This is a genomic window from Kosakonia sp. R1.Fl (genome assembly GCF_023516815.1).
Taxonomy (GTDB): Bacteria; Pseudomonadota; Gammaproteobacteria; order Enterobacterales; family Enterobacteriaceae; genus Kosakonia.
Genome location: NZ_JAMGSQ010000001.1, coordinates 890,828 through 904,746, shown reverse-complemented (window position 1 = coordinate 904,746; position 13,919 = coordinate 890,828). Strand labels below are relative to the sequence as shown.

11 protein-coding genes are annotated in these 13,919 nt (G+C 55.1%); 9 read left to right on the top strand and 2 right to left on the bottom strand.

From position 1 onward, the window contains the following. Positions 1 to 23: 23 nt before the first annotated feature. A complete protein-coding gene (ggt, locus tag M8Q36_RS04295) occupies positions 24 to 1,781 on the top strand; it encodes a gamma-glutamyltransferase (protein WP_502825487.1) in 1,758 nt (585 codons plus the stop codon). Between the two features lie 35 nt (positions 1,782 to 1,816). On the opposite strand, the gene yhhY is transcribed toward ggt, so the two are convergent. Continuing rightward, positions 1,817 to 2,308: an N-acetyltransferase gene (gene yhhY, locus M8Q36_RS04290; RefSeq protein WP_249880104.1), complete on the bottom strand. Its 492-nt coding sequence runs from the start codon at positions 2,306 to 2,308 to the stop codon at positions 1,817 to 1,819. A 320-nt stretch (positions 2,309 to 2,628) separates the two neighbouring features. Between yhhY and M8Q36_RS04285 the strand changes: the two genes are divergently transcribed. From M8Q36_RS04285 to gntU, 5 genes are all read left to right on the top strand, one after another. Then, entirely contained in the window at positions 2,629 to 3,666 is a 1,038-nt protein-coding gene (locus M8Q36_RS04285) for an oxidoreductase (protein WP_249880103.1), read from the top strand. A 123-nt stretch (positions 3,667 to 3,789) separates the two neighbouring features. After that, positions 3,790 to 4,485 carry a pirin family protein gene (locus M8Q36_RS04280; protein ID WP_200551355.1) on the top strand — a complete coding sequence of 232 codons (696 nt, stop codon included), beginning with the start codon at positions 3,790 to 3,792 and terminating at the stop codon, positions 4,483 to 4,485. Positions 4,486 to 4,588: 103 nt separating this feature from the next. Next, complete coding sequence (gene gntR, locus M8Q36_RS04275) at positions 4,589 to 5,584, top strand: gluconate operon transcriptional repressor GntR (RefSeq protein ID WP_097406480.1); 996 nt, start codon at positions 4,589 to 4,591, stop codon at positions 5,582 to 5,584. Between the two features lie 136 nt (positions 5,585 to 5,720). After that, entirely contained in the window at positions 5,721 to 6,254 is a 534-nt protein-coding gene (gntK, locus tag M8Q36_RS04270; RefSeq protein WP_249880102.1) for a gluconokinase, read from the top strand. After that, positions 6,251 to 7,591, top strand: coding sequence for a gluconate transporter (gene gntU / locus M8Q36_RS04265; RefSeq protein ID WP_249880101.1), 1,341 nt, complete (start codon positions 6,251 to 6,253; stop codon positions 7,589 to 7,591). The genes gntK and gntU overlap by 4 nt, the downstream gene beginning before the upstream one ends. 36 nt (positions 7,592 to 7,627) lie before the next feature. Here gntU and M8Q36_RS04260 read toward each other — a convergent pair whose 3' ends face one another. Beyond that, complete coding sequence (locus tag M8Q36_RS04260) at positions 7,628 to 8,221, bottom strand: YhgN family NAAT transporter (protein WP_017459552.1); 594 nt, start codon at positions 8,219 to 8,221, stop codon at positions 7,628 to 7,630. A 172-nt stretch (positions 8,222 to 8,393) separates the two neighbouring features. Between M8Q36_RS04260 and asd the strand changes: the two genes are divergently transcribed. The 3 genes from asd (at position 8,394) to glgX (ending at position 13,918) form a co-directional block, all read left to right on the top strand. Beyond that, on the top strand, positions 8,394 to 9,500 hold the full coding sequence (asd, locus tag M8Q36_RS04255) for an aspartate-semialdehyde dehydrogenase (protein ID WP_020455572.1): 1,107 nt from the start codon (positions 8,394 to 8,396) through the stop codon (positions 9,498 to 9,500). Positions 9,501 to 9,758: 258 nt separating this feature from the next. Next, positions 9,759 to 11,945: a 1,4-alpha-glucan branching enzyme gene (glgB, locus tag M8Q36_RS04250; RefSeq protein WP_249880100.1), complete on the top strand. Its 2,187-nt coding sequence runs from the start codon at positions 9,759 to 9,761 to the stop codon at positions 11,943 to 11,945. Beyond that, entirely contained in the window at positions 11,942 to 13,918 is a 1,977-nt protein-coding gene (glgX, locus tag M8Q36_RS04245) for a glycogen debranching protein GlgX (RefSeq protein ID WP_249880099.1), read from the top strand. The genes glgB and glgX overlap by 4 nt, the downstream gene beginning before the upstream one ends. Position 13,919 lies beyond the last annotated feature (1 nt).

The window sequence follows — 13,919 nt, the reverse complement described above, 5'->3', positions numbered from 1 at the left end:
CCTTACCTGGGAGAACGACGATGATGAAACAGAAGTTTGCGCGTTGGCTGGCGATTGCCGCGCTGATGGCGGGAGGATGTTTTGGCGTTGTGGCAGCGCCGCCAGAAGGGCAGGCAACTGCGCCGCCTCCTGTGTCTTACGGGGTTGAAGCCGATGTCTTTCATCCTGTTGTAGCGAAACAAGGCATGGTTGCCTCGGTGGATGAAACCGCCACGCGCGTCGGTGTCGATATTCTCAAGCAGGGCGGTAACGCGGTGGATGCTGCGGTGGCGGTTGGTTACGCGCTGGCGGTCACGCACCCGCAGGCTGGTAATCTTGGCGGTGGCGGCTTCATGCTGATTCGTAGCAAAGAAGGGAACGTTACGGCGATTGATTTCCGTGAAATGGCACCCGCTGGCGCGACACGCGATATGTTTCTCGACGATCAGGGCAACCCGGACAGTAAAAAATCCCTGACGTCCCACCTGGCGTCCGGCACGCCCGGCACCGTTGCGGGGTTCTCGCTGGCGCTGGAAAAGTACGGCACGCTGCCGCTGAACAAAGTGGTACAACCGGCCATCAAGCTGGCGAAACAGGGCTTTGTGGTGAACGATGCGCTGGCGGGCGATTTGAAAACCTATGGCAGCGAAGTGTTGCCTAACCACGAAACCAGCAAAGCCATTTTCTGGAAAGATGGCGAACCGCTGAAAAAGGGCGACAAGCTGGTGCAAAGCAATCTCGGCAAAAGTCTGGAGATGATTGCGGAGAAAGGCCCGGATGCCTTCTACAAAGGCGCGATTGCTGAGCAAATCGCCCAGCAGATGAGCAAAAATGGCGGGCTTATCACCAAAGAGGATTTAGCCAACTACAAAGCCGTGGAGCGCACGCCGATAAGCGGCAGCTATCGCGGTTACGAGGTTTACTCCATGCCACCGCCCTCATCAGGCGGGATTCATATCGTGGAAATCCTCAATATCCTGGAAAACTTCGATCTGGCGAAGTATGGCTTCGGCAGTGCGGATGCGATGCAGGTGATGACCGAGGCGGAGAAATATGCCTACGCCGACCGTTCGGAATATCTGGGCGACCCGGATTTTGTCAAAGTGCCGTGGCAGGCGTTAACCAACAAAGAGTACGCCAAATCGATCGCCGCGCAGATTGATGTCAACAAAGCACGCCCCTCCAGCCAGATCCGCCCCGGCAAGCTGGAACCTTACGAAAGTAACCAAACCACGCACTTCTCGGTGGTGGATAAAGATGGCAATGCGGTTGCGGTCACTTATACGCTGAATACGGTATTCGGCACCGGGATTGTCGCTGGCAATACCGGCATTCTGCTGAATAACGAAATGGATGATTTCTCTGCCAAACCGGGTGTGCCGAATGTCTACGGGCTGGTGGGCGGCGATGCGAATGCGATTGGGCCGGGCAAACGTCCGCTCTCTTCAATGTCGCCAACCATTGTGCTGAAAGATGGCAAAACCTGGCTGGTCACCGGCAGCCCCGGCGGTAGCCGAATTATCACCACGGTGCTGCAAATGGTAGTGAATAGCATCGATTTTGGGATGAATGTCGCCGAAGCTACTAATGCGCCGCGTTTTCATCATCAATGGCTACCGGATGAACTGCGCGTCGAGAAAGGCTTTAGCCCGGATACGCTAAAACTGCTTGAGCAGAAAGGACAAAAAGTGACGGTGAAGGAAGCGATGGGCAGTACGCAGAGCATTATGGTCGGGCCGGACGGTACGCTGTATGGCGCGTCGGATCCGCGTTCGGTGGATGATTTAACCGCCGGATACTGAACAAATCCTCTCCCCGTTGGGGAGAGGATATCTTTTTAGCCTTTCATGCGTGCCATAAAGTACGAATCAACAAATTCGCCATTACGCAGCGCATAGCGCTTAGCGGTGCCTTCGATTTCAAAACCAAACTTGCGATACACCGCCAGCGCCGGAGCGTTATCGACAAATACCGTTAGCTCAATGCGTTCAATACGCAGCCAGTTATCGCACAGGTTAATCATCTCACGTATCAGCGCGCTGGCGACGCCACGGTTCTGGAAGGCGGATGAAACCGCCATGCCGAATATCGCCACATGGCTGCGGCGCGGGTTTTGTTCCACCATTAACGTCAGGTTTCCGGCGACTTGCTCGTCAATACAGGCGACTAACTGGCGGCGACCGGGTTGCGGCTTCAGGCGATCTTCCCACAGTTCAGCAGGGGGATGAGGTAGCTGTAGCAGGTTATGGTACACCTCGGGTTGCGCATAAAACTGACGTAAAGATTCTGCATCGCGCGCTTCGGCATGGCGTACCACTATCTTGCTCATCCTGCTTCTCCTGTTGATGGGGTAGACAGCTACCTTCCTGGCTTTCTGACGAAGCGTCAACTGCCATTTTTTGCAAAAAAAAGTGGACAGGTGCGAATGATAATGATTATTATTGCCATGCGTTCAGGGAAACCGTTGCGGTAATCCTGAAAGCACGACATTGCTCACATTGCTTCCAGTATTTCTTAGCCAGCCGCGTGCTGGCTTTTTTTTGCCTGCGATTTGCCTTCCCGTTTGCCGCCCTTTTGGGAAAAGGGTCAGGGACATGTCCTTTGCAGATGCGCTATGGTTGTGAGAGTCAACTTGATAAGGACTGGATTATGACGCTACATTGCGCCTTTATCGGCTTTGGTAAAAGCACCACCCGTTATCACCTCCCGTATGTTCTGCACCGCAAAGACAGCTGGCATGTGGCGCATATTTTTCGCCGCCACCCGAAGCCGGAAGAGCAGCATCCGCAGTATCAACACATTCACTTCACCAGCGATATTGACGACATCTTTAATGATCCGCAGGTCAAACTGGTGATCGTCTGTACTCATGCCGACAGCCATTTCGACTACGCGAAGCGCGCACTGGAAGCGGGTAAAAATGTGCTGGTGGAAAAACCGTTCACTCCAACAATGGCGGAAGCGGTAACGCTGTTCGAGCTGGCAAAACGTAAAGGCCTGACGGTAACGCCGTACCAGAATCGCCGTTTTGACTCCTGCTTCCTCACTACGAAAAAGGCGATTGAAAGCGGCAAACTCGGCAACATCGTGGAAATCGAAAGCCATTTTGATTACTACCGCCCGGTAGCGGAAACCAAACCTGGTTTGCCGCAGGACGGCTCATTCTATGGCCTTGGCGTGCATACGATGGATCAAATCATTTCGCTGTTTGGCCGCCCGGATCACGCCGCGTATGACATCCGCAGCCTGCGCAATAAAGCCAACCCGGACGATACTTTCGAAGCCCAGCTGTTTTACGGCGATTTGAAAGCCATCGTCAAAACCAGCCATCTGGTGAAGATTGATTACCCGAAATTTATCGTCCATGGCACTAAAGGGTCGTTTATTAAATACGGCATCGACCAGCAGGAAACCAGCCTGAAAGCCAATATCATGCCGGGCGATCCCGATTTTGCTGCTGACGACAGCAAAGGCATTCTGGAATATGTGAATGCGGCAGGTGAAACGGTGCGGGAAGAGGTCGCTCCGGAAACTGGTGACTATGGCCGCGTCTACGATGCGCTGTACGAAACGCTTTCAAACGGTGCGCCAAATTACGTCAAGGAATCTGAAGTTCTCACCAACCTTGAACTGCTGGAACGCGCCTTTGAGCAGGCTTCTCCTGCCACGATAACCCTCGCGAAATAACTGAAAAAGACTCCTCGCAACTTGTTCACTTTTTTTGAACAGAGGAGTCAATTTTCACCCTCTATGATCGTTGGTCAATTGCGTCCACACTTACTCCATCGAAAACATACGGGGGTAAACAAGATGATCTTCTTACGCAAAGCAAATGACCGTGGCCATGCAAATCATGGTTGGCTGGATTCCTGGCACACTTTCTCGTTTGCCAACTATTACGACCCAAATTTTATGGGCTTCTCGGCACTGCGTGTGATTAACGATGACGTTATCGATGCAGGCCAGGGCTTTGGCACTCACCCGCACAAAGACATGGAAATCCTGACGTATGTGCTGGAAGGGGCGGTTGAACACCAGGACAGCATGGGCAACAAAGAGCAGGTTCCTGCGGGCGAGTTCCAGATTATGAGCGCCGGTACTGGGGTGCGTCACTCGGAATACAACCCGAGCAAAACCGACCGTCTGCGCCTGTATCAAATCTGGATCATTCCAGAAACTAACGGCATCACGCCGCGCTATGAACAGCGCCGCTTTGATGCGTTGCAGGGCAAACAACTGGTGCTGTCGCCGGATGCGCGTGATGGTTCGCTGAAAGTGCATCAGGATATGGAGCTTTACCGCTGGGCTTTGCTGAAAGATGAGCAGTCTGTACACCAGATTGCCGCTGAACGCCGCGTGTGGATCCAGGTGGTGAAAGGCGAAGTCACTATCAACGGGACAAAAGCCACCACCAGCGATGGTCTGGCCATTTGGGATGAGCAGGCTATCTCGGTGCATGCCGATAGCGACAGTGAAATCCTGCTGTTCGATCTGCCGCCGGTATGATGTTGGTTAAATAAATGACGCAACCTCCTGGTTTTGGCCGGAAGGTTGCGCGTTGTCCGTGATAAACTGAGGAAATCTCTTACTCAGAAAAAATGTCAGGACGATGAAAAAGAAAAGACCCGTACTTCAGGATGTGGCCGATCGCGTTGGCGTGACCAAAATGACCGTCAGCCGTTTTTTGCGTAACCCGGAGCAAGTTTCCGTCGCGTTACGGGGCAAAATAGCTGCTGCGCTTGATGAACTGGGTTACATTCCAAATCGGGCTCCCGATATTCTCTCTAACGCCACCAGCCGGGCGATTGGTGTGCTTCTCCCTTCCCTGACCAACCAGGTTTTCGCCGAAGTGTTACGCGGCATTGAAAGCGTGACCGACGCGCACGGGTATCAAACCATGCTGGCGCACTACGGTTACAAAGCCGAAATGGAAGAAGAGCGCCTGGAATCGATGCTCTCATGGAACATTGACGGCCTGATCCTTACCGAACGTACCCATACCCCGCGCACGCTGAAAATGATTGAAGTTGCTGGAATTCCGGTGGTGGAGTTAATGGACAGCCGCTCGCCTTGCCTCGATATCGCCGTTGGTTTTGATAACTTCGAAGCGGCGCGGCAGATAACGACCGCCATCATTGAGCGCGGCCACCGTCGGGTTGCTTATCTCGGCGCACGCCTGGACGAACGTACTATCATCAAACAGAAGGGTTACGAGCAGGCGATGCTGGATGCGGGTTTAACGCCATACAGCGTGATGGTGGAACAATCCTCTTCTTACACCGCTGGCATTGAGCTGATGCGCCAGGCGCGCCGCGAGTACCCTCAGCTTGACGGAATTTTTTGTACGAACGATGACCTTGCCGTTGGCGCGGCGTTTGAGTGCCAGCGTCTGGGGCTGAAAATTCCGCAGGATATGGCAATCGCCGGGTTCCACGGTCACGACATTGGCCAGGTAATGGAGCCGCGTCTGGCAAGCGTGCTCACGCCGCGTGAACGCATGGGGCGAATTGGCGCTGAACGCTTACTGGCGCGCATTCGTGGTGAGTCAGTTACGCCGAAAATGTTAGATTTAGGTTTCACTTTGTCACCGGGCGGATCTATTTAGTCTGACAAATTTGAGCTAGCTCACACTTATTTATCTCTGGCACGAATGGATATTGCTTCTCCATTACCCCGGCAGGACAATGTTACCGATAACAGTTACCCGTAACAATTCACTCTTGCACCAGTGGGGGCTACCCTTGAGCACGACTAACCTTGATCACCACGTTTATGTTCTGATGGGCGTTTCAGGCAGCGGAAAATCCGCTGTCGCCAGCGAAGTGGCGCATCAGTTACATGCCGCGTTTCTCGACGGCGATTTCCTCCATCCGCGCAGCAACATCACCAAAATGGCGTCCGGTGAACCGCTGAACGACGATGACCGCAAACCATGGCTGCAGGCGCTGAACGACGCCGCTTTCGCCATGCAGCGCACCAACAAAGTGTCGCTGATTGTTTGCTCGGCACTGAAAAAACACTATCGCGACCAGCTGCGCGACGGTAACCCGAACCTCTCTTTCATCTATTTGAAAGGCGATTTCGACGTGATTGAAGGCCGTCTGAAAGCGCGTAAAGGGCACTTCTTCAAAACGCAAATGTTGGTAACGCAGTTTGAAGCGCTGCAAGAACCGGGCGCGGATGAGCCGGATGTTCTGGTTGTGGATATTGACCAGCCGCTGGATGGTGTTGTTGCCAGCACCATTGAAGTCATTACTAAAGGCAGTGCTAAGTGAGTACATTAACGCTTGTTTTAACAGCAGTAGGCTCGGTTTTGCTGCTGCTGTTTTTAGTGATGAAAGCGCGTATGCACGCTTTCGTTGCTTTGATGGTGGTTTCCATTGGTGCAGGGCTTTTTTCCGGGATGCCGTTGATTAAAATCGCGCAGACCATGGAAAAAGGGATGGGCGGTACGCTCGGCTTTCTGGCGATTGTGGTCGCGCTCGGCGCGATGTTCGGCAAAATCCTTCACGAGACCGGCGCGGTGGACCAAATCGCTGTCAAAATGCTCCACTCTTTCGGCCACAACCGCGCCCATTACGCGATTGGTCTGGCGGGGCTGATTTGTGCGCTGCCGCTGTTCTTTGAAGTGGCGATTGTGCTGCTGATTAGCGTGGCGTTTTCCATGGCACGCCATACCGGCACCAACCTGGTGAAACTGGTGATTCCACTGTTCGCTGGCGTTGCGGCAGCCGCGGCGTTTCTGCTGCCGGGGCCTGCGCCGATGCTGCTGGCATCGCAGATGCACGCAGATTTCGGCTGGATGATCCTGATTGGCCTGTGCGCGGCAATTCCGGGCATGTTGATTGCCGGTCCGCTATGGGGCAACTTTATCAGCCGCCATGTGGAGCTGCACATTCCTGATGATATTAGCGAGCCGCACCTGGGCGAAGGCAAAATGCCCTCGTTCGGTTTCAGCCTGTCGCTGATTTTGCTCCCGCTGGTGCTGGTGGGGATGAAAACCATTGCCGCGCGTTTCGTTACCGAAGGCAGCAATTTGTACGACTGGCTGGAGTTTATCGGTCACCCGTTCACCGCGATCCTCGTTGCGTGCCTGGTGGCGATTTATGGCCTGGCGATGCGACAGGGGATGCCGAAAGATCGCGTGATGGAAATTTGCGGTCAGGCGTTGCAACCGGCGGGCATTATTCTGCTGGTGATTGGTGCGGGCGGCGTGTTCAAGCAAGTGCTGGTGGATTCCGGCGTTGGCCCGGCACTGGGCGAAGCGCTGACCGGCATGGGCTTGCCTATCGCGATCACCTGTTTTGTGCTGGCTGCCGCTGTGCGCATTATTCAGGGTTCCGCCACGGTTGCTTGTCTGACGGCTGTCGGCCTGGTAATGCCGGTTATTGAACAGTTGCATTTCAACGGCGCGCAGATGGCAGCACTCTCTATCTGCATCGCGGGCGGTTCGATTGTGGTAAGCCACGTGAACGACGCCGGTTTCTGGTTGTATGGCCGCTTTACCGGCGCAACCGAAGCGCAAACGCTGAAAACCTGGACGATGATGGAAACCATCCTTGGCACCACCGGTGCGATTATCGGGATGATTGCGTTTTCACTGTTGAGCTAAGTTTGCCAACCCTCTTCCGTCGGGAGAGGGTTCGTTTTACCCCTTCATCCACACCCGAATCCCATCCAGGAACATCTGGGTGGCGAGCATCACCAGAATCAGCCCCATCAGCCTTTCCAGTGCGTTAACCCCTTTCTCGCCGAGCAGGCGCAAAAACAGCGACGATTGCAACAAGATAGCCACCGTGCCGCCCCAGGCAATCAGCAGCGCAATCACCAGGTGGCTCATTTGATTCGGATATTGATGGGAAAGCAGCATTAACGTTGCCAGCAGCGTTGGGCCTGCCACCAGCGGGATTGCCAGCGGGACGATAAACGGCTCTTCGCCAGCGGGCAGGCCAGAGCTGCTACCGGATTCGCTAGGGAAAATCATCTTAATGGCAATCAGGAATAGAATAATGCCGCCGGAGATAGAAACCGTCTCCGCGCGTAAATTGAGTAGCGCGAGGATTTTTTCCCCGGCGAAGAGGAAGATAAACATCACCAGCAGCGCAATGAGCAGCTCGCGGATCATGATTGCCCGTCGGCGCTTCGGCTCGGTGTGTTTCAGTACCGACATAAAGATGGGCAGGTTGCCCAGGGGATCCATAATCAGGATCAACAACACGGTGGCGGAGATGATATCAGTCATTCACTCTTATCCCTGACGCAGTCGGCAAAATTACAGTAATTAGCTGCATTTCTGATACGTTCGCGATCATTGATTAATTTCACTTGCGACTTTGGCTGCATTTTGTAATGTGGCTATTCCCAGTGGGATACTGGTTCGTATACACAGCACACACCTTCGCAGGAACTTCGCTATGAAAAATGTTGGTTTTATCGGTTGGCGCGGAATGGTCGGCTCCGTTCTCATGCAGCGCATGATTGAAGAGCGCGATTTCGACGCCATTCGCCCTGTCTTCTTTTCCACTTCCCAGTTTGGGCAGGCTGCACCCGCGTTTGGCGGAAGTACAGCAGGCACGCTTCAGGACGCGTTCAATCTGGAAGCGCTGAAGGCACTCGACATCATTGTCACCTGCCAGGGCGGCGATTATACCAACGAAATCTATCCAAAGCTTCGTGAAAGCGGCTGGCAGGGTTACTGGATCGACGCGGCTTCCTCTTTACGCATGAAAGATGACGCCATCATTATCCTCGACCCGGTTAACCAGGCGGTGATCAACGACGGCCTGAACAACGGCGTGAAAACCTTTGTCGGCGGTAACTGCACCGTCAGCCTGATGCTGATGTCGCTCGGCGGGCTGTTTGCCAACGATCTGGTGGAGTGGGTATCAGTTGCCACTTACCAGGCCGCATCCGGCGGCGGCGCGCGCCATATGCGTGAACTGCTGACGCAAATGGGTCAGTTGCACAGCCATGTTGCCGCCGAGCTTGCCGATCCGGCGTCAGCGATTCTGGATATCGAACGTAAAGTGACCGCGCTGACCCGTAGCGGCGAGCTGCCGGTCGATAACTTTGGCGTACCACTGGCGGGCAGCCTGATCCCGTGGATCGACAAACAGCTTGATAACGGCCAGAGCCGCGAAGAGTGGAAAGGTCAGGCTGAAACCAACAAAATTCTCAACACCGCGAATGTGATCCCGGTCGATGGCCTTTGCGTGCGCATCGGCGCGCTGCGCTGCCACAGCCAGGCGTTCACCATCAAGCTGAAAAAAGATGTGTCGATTCCGACTATCGAAGAGCTGCTGGCGGCGCATAACCCGTGGGCGAAAGTGGTGCCAAACGATCGCGAAATCAGCATGCGCGAACTGACGCCTGCCGCCGTCACCGGCACGCTGACCACGCCGGTTGGTCGTCTGCGTAAACTGAACATGGGGCCGGAGTTCCTCTCAGCCTTTACCGTTGGTGACCAGCTGTTATGGGGCGCGGCCGAACCGCTACGTCGTATGTTGCGCCAACTGGCGTAACAGAGTTCACCACCACAAGGGGCGCTACGGCGCCCTTTTTTTGTGCTTTTTTGCCAGAAAGAAGCACAGATGTGTTTATTTTCTCAAGTGTTGAAAAGTGTTGGCTATGCTTTAGACAAGGTGTCGGAACATCTTGCCTGAAGATGGGACGGAGCAGAGAGGATGCACATTTGGTGCTGCGCCGTTCAGGTCAAAAAAGTGTCGCAACCGGACTTACTACGGTGGAAGGTGCGATGCCACAACAACAGGATGAGAACCATGTCCGTTCGTGTTGATAAAGACGTCATTAACGCGCTTATTGCGGGTCATTTTGCTGATCCTTTTTCGGTGCTGGGGATGCACCAGACCGAAGCCGGTCTGGAAGTACGTGCGCTGCTGCCTGATGCCACCGAAGTGTGGGTTATCGAGCCGAAAACCGGGCGCAAAGTGGGAAAACTGGAGTGCCTGGATTCCAGGGGATTCTTTAGCGGCGTGATGCAACGCCGTAAAAATCCTTTTTATTATCAGTTCGCCGTTATCTGGCACGGCCAACAAAACCTGATTGACGATCCCTACCGTTTTGGCCCGTTAATCCAGGATATGGATGCCTGGCTGCTGAGCGAAGGCACGCATATGCGGCCTTACGAAACGCTGGGAGCGCATGCCGATACGGTCGATGGCGTGGTGGGTACCCGTTTCTCCGTCTGGGCGCCGAATGCGCAGCGCGTCTCCGTGGTAGGGCAGTTTAACTACTGGGATGGCCGCCGCCACCCGATGCGCCTGCGTCGGGAAAGCGGTATCTGGGAGCTTTTCATCCCCGGCGCGCTCAATGGGCAGCTCTATAAATTCGAGATGATTGATGCGCAAGGTAAGCTGCGTATCAAAGCTGATCCTTATGCATTTGAGGCGCAAATGCGGCCCGACAGCGCGTCGCTGATTTGCGGCTTGCCGGGCAAGAAAACGCAGAGCGAAGAACGCAAACGCGCCAATGAATTCGATGCGCCAATCAGTATCTATGAAGTTCATCTGGGCTCCTGGCGTCGCCATACCGACAACAATTTTTGGCTCAGCTATCGCGAGCTGGCGGACCAGCTCGTGCCTTACGCGAAATGGATGGGCTTCACCCATCTTGAGTTGATGCCTGTGAATGAACACCCGTTCGATGGCAGTTGGGGGTATCAACCTACCGGTTTGTACGCGCCAACCCGCCGCTTTGGTACGCGCGACGATTTCCTGCACTTTATTCACACCGCGCACGCGGCTGGTTTAGGGGTGATCCTCGATTGGGTGCCGGGCCATTTCCCGTCCGATGATTTTGGTCTGGCAGATTTCGACGGCACCAAACTCTACGAGCACAGCGACCCGCGTGAAGGTTATCACCAGGACTGGAACACGCTGATTTACAACTATGGTCGCCGGGAAGTGAGCAACTACCTGGTTGGTAACGCGCTGTACTGGATTGAACGCTTCGGTATTGACGCCCTGCGCGTGGATGCGGTGGCGTCTATGATCTACCGCGACTACAGCCGCAAAGAGGGGGAATGGATCCCCAATGAATACGGTGGTCGTGAGAACCTGGAAGCGATTGAGTTTTTGCGCAATACCAACCGCATTATCGGTGAACAAGCGCCCGGTGCCGTCAGCATGGCGGAAGAGTCCACCGATTTCGCTGGCGTGTCGCGCCCGCCGTCGCAAGGCGGGCTGGGCTTCTGGTACAAATGGAACCTCGGCTGGATGCACGACACGCTGGATTACATGAAGCTTGATCCGGTGTACCGCAAGTACCACCACGACAAGATGACCTTCGGTATTCTCTATAACTACACCGAAAACTTTATCCTGCCGCTTTCCCATGACGAAGTGGTGCATGGCAAGAAATCGATTCTTGATCGTATGCCCGGCGATGCCTGGCAAAAGTTCGCCAATCTGCGCGCCTATTACGCCTGGATGTGGGCGTTCCCCGGTAAAAAGCTGCTGTTTATGGGCAACGAATTTGCGCAGGGGCGCGAGTGGAACCACGATGCCAGCCTCGACTGGCACCTGCTGGAGGGCGGTGATAACTGGCATCACGGCGTGCAGCGTCTGGTGCGCGATTTGAACCAGGTTTATCGCCATCACAAAGCGTTGCACGAGCTGGACTTCGACCCTTACGGTTTTGAATGGCTGGTGGTGGATGACCATGAAGCCTCGGTGTTTGCCTTTGTGCGCCGTGATAAGCAGGGCAATGAAATTATCGTGGTCAGCAACTTTACCCCTGTCCCGCGCCCCGGTTATCGCATTGGTATCAATCAGCCGGGTCGCTGGCGCGAAGAGCTGAACAGCGACTCAATGCATTACCACGGTAGCAACACCGGCAATGGCGGCGTGGTACACAGCGACGCGATCGCTAATCGCGGACGTGAACACTCTCTGCTGTTGACCATACCGCCGCTGGCGACGATCTGGCTGGTGCGGGAGGGCGAATGAGCAGGCTGATGACCGGAAAAGCGACGCCCCACGGAGCGCATGTGCAGAGCAACGGCGTAAACTTTACGCTGTTTTCCGCCCATGCTGAGCGCGTGGAACTTTGCCTGTTCGATGACGAAGGCAATGAACAGCGCGTCGACTTACCCGGTCGCACCGGCGATATCTGGCACGGTTTTCTGCCGGGCGCGAAGCCGGGCTTGCATTACGGCTACCGTGTTCACGGCCCGTGGGAACCCGCTCGTGGACACCGTTTTAACCCGGCCAAATTACTACTCGATCCGTGTGCGCGACGTGTTGAAGGCGAAACGCTCGACAACCCGTTATTTCACGGTGGTTATGACGCGCCGGATCCTCACGATAACGCCGCGCTCGGCTTACGCAGCGTAGTGGTGCATGACAATTACGACTGGGAAGAGGACACGCCACCGCGCATCCCCTGGGGTAACACGGTCATTTACGAAGCACATGTCAAAGGGCTGACGTGGTTGCACCCGGCGCTGCCGCAGGAAATACGCGGCACCTACAAGGCGCTGGGCCACCCGGTGATGATCAACTGGTTTAAACAACTGGGGATCACTGCGCTGGAATTATTGCCCGTGGCGCATTTCGCCAGCGAGCCGCGCCTGCAGCGGCTGGGGCTGTCTAATTACTGGGGTTATAACCCGCTGGCGCTGTTTGCGCTGGAACCCCGCTACGCCAGTAACCCGGCGCAGGCAATTAACGAGTTTCGCGATGCGGTAAAAGCGCTGCATCGGGCGGGAATCGAAGTGATCCTCGATATCGTCCTCAACCATAGCGCCGAAAGCGATCTCGACGGGCCGACCTTCTCGCTGCGCGGCGTCGACAACCGTAGCTATTACTGGATCCGCGAGGACGGCGATTACCACAACTGGACCGGCTGCGGTAACACGCTGAATTTGAATAACGCCGATGTGGTGGATTACGCACATGCCTGTCTGCGTTACTGGGTCGAAACCTTTCATGTGGATGGTTTCCGCTTTGATCTGGCCTCGGTGATGGGACGCACGCCGGAATTCAGCCAGCAGGCACCGCTGTTTAACGCCATTAAAAACGATCCGCTCCTGCGCGCTCTGAAGCTGATTGCCGAGCCGTGGGATATCGGTCCCGGTGGTTATCAGGTGGGGAACTATCCGCCGCCTTTTGCCGAGTGGAACGACCATTTCCGCGATGCGACGCGTCGGTTCTGGCTCGAACAATCTCTCTCATTGGGGGAGTTCGCCGGGCGCTTTGCCGCGTCCAGCGATGTGTTCAAACGCGATGGTCGTCTGCCATCGGCCTCGATCAATCTGATCACCGCGCATGACGGTTTTACGCTGCGGGATTGTGTCTCTTTTGACCATAAACACAACGAAGCCAATGGCGAAGACAACCGCGACGGCACCAACAGTAATCACAGCTTTAACCATGGAACAGAAGGACTCGGTGGCAGCCTTGATGTGGTTGAAAGACGGCGTGCGAGCATGCACGCGCTCTTAACCACGTTACTGCTTTCGCAAGGCACGCCGATGTTGCTGGCTGGCGACGAAATGGGGCATAGCCAGCACGGCAATAACAATGCTTATTGCCAGGATAACGCATTAACCTGGCTTGACTGGAGCCAGGTGGATAGCGGGCTGGTGACTTTTACCGCCGCGCTTATCCATTTGCGCCAGCGTATTCCTGCGCTCACGCGTGACGCGTGGTGGGAAGAGGGTGACGGCAACGTCGCCTGGTTAAATGACGAAGGGCAACAGCTCACGCCGCAGGCGTGGCAAAACGGGGTGCACCGCTTACAGATCCTGTTATCTGACAGCGTGTTAATCACCCTTAATGCCACCGCAGAAGTTGCAGAAATGGCTTTACCCGCAGGTGAATGGTGCGCCATTCCGCCTTTTGCCGGAGAGGACAATCCGGTCATCGTCTCTGTCTGGCACGGGCCCGCGCATGGAGTGTGCGTATTTCAGCGGTCATAAA

Coding starts and splice junctions, on each gene's coding strand:
- ggt (WP_502825487.1), top strand. CDS start 24: ATGAAACAGAAGTTTGCGCGTTGGCTGGCGATTGCCGCGCTGATGGCG.
- yhhY (WP_249880104.1), bottom strand. CDS start 2,308: ATGAGCAAGATAGTGGTACGCCATGCCGAAGCGCGCGATGCAGAATCT.
- M8Q36_RS04285 (WP_249880103.1), top strand. CDS start 2,629: ATGACGCTACATTGCGCCTTTATCGGCTTTGGTAAAAGCACCACCCGT.
- M8Q36_RS04280 (WP_200551355.1), top strand. CDS start 3,790: ATGATCTTCTTACGCAAAGCAAATGACCGTGGCCATGCAAATCATGGT.
- gntR (WP_097406480.1), top strand. CDS start 4,589: ATGAAAAAGAAAAGACCCGTACTTCAGGATGTGGCCGATCGCGTTGGC.
- M8Q36_RS04260 (WP_017459552.1), bottom strand. CDS start 8,221: ATGACTGATATCATCTCCGCCACCGTGTTGTTGATCCTGATTATGGAT.
- asd (WP_020455572.1), top strand. CDS start 8,394: ATGAAAAATGTTGGTTTTATCGGTTGGCGCGGAATGGTCGGCTCCGTT.
- glgB (WP_249880100.1), top strand. CDS start 9,759: ATGTCCGTTCGTGTTGATAAAGACGTCATTAACGCGCTTATTGCGGGT.
- glgX (WP_249880099.1), top strand. CDS start 11,942: ATGAGCAGGCTGATGACCGGAAAAGCGACGCCCCACGGAGCGCATGTG.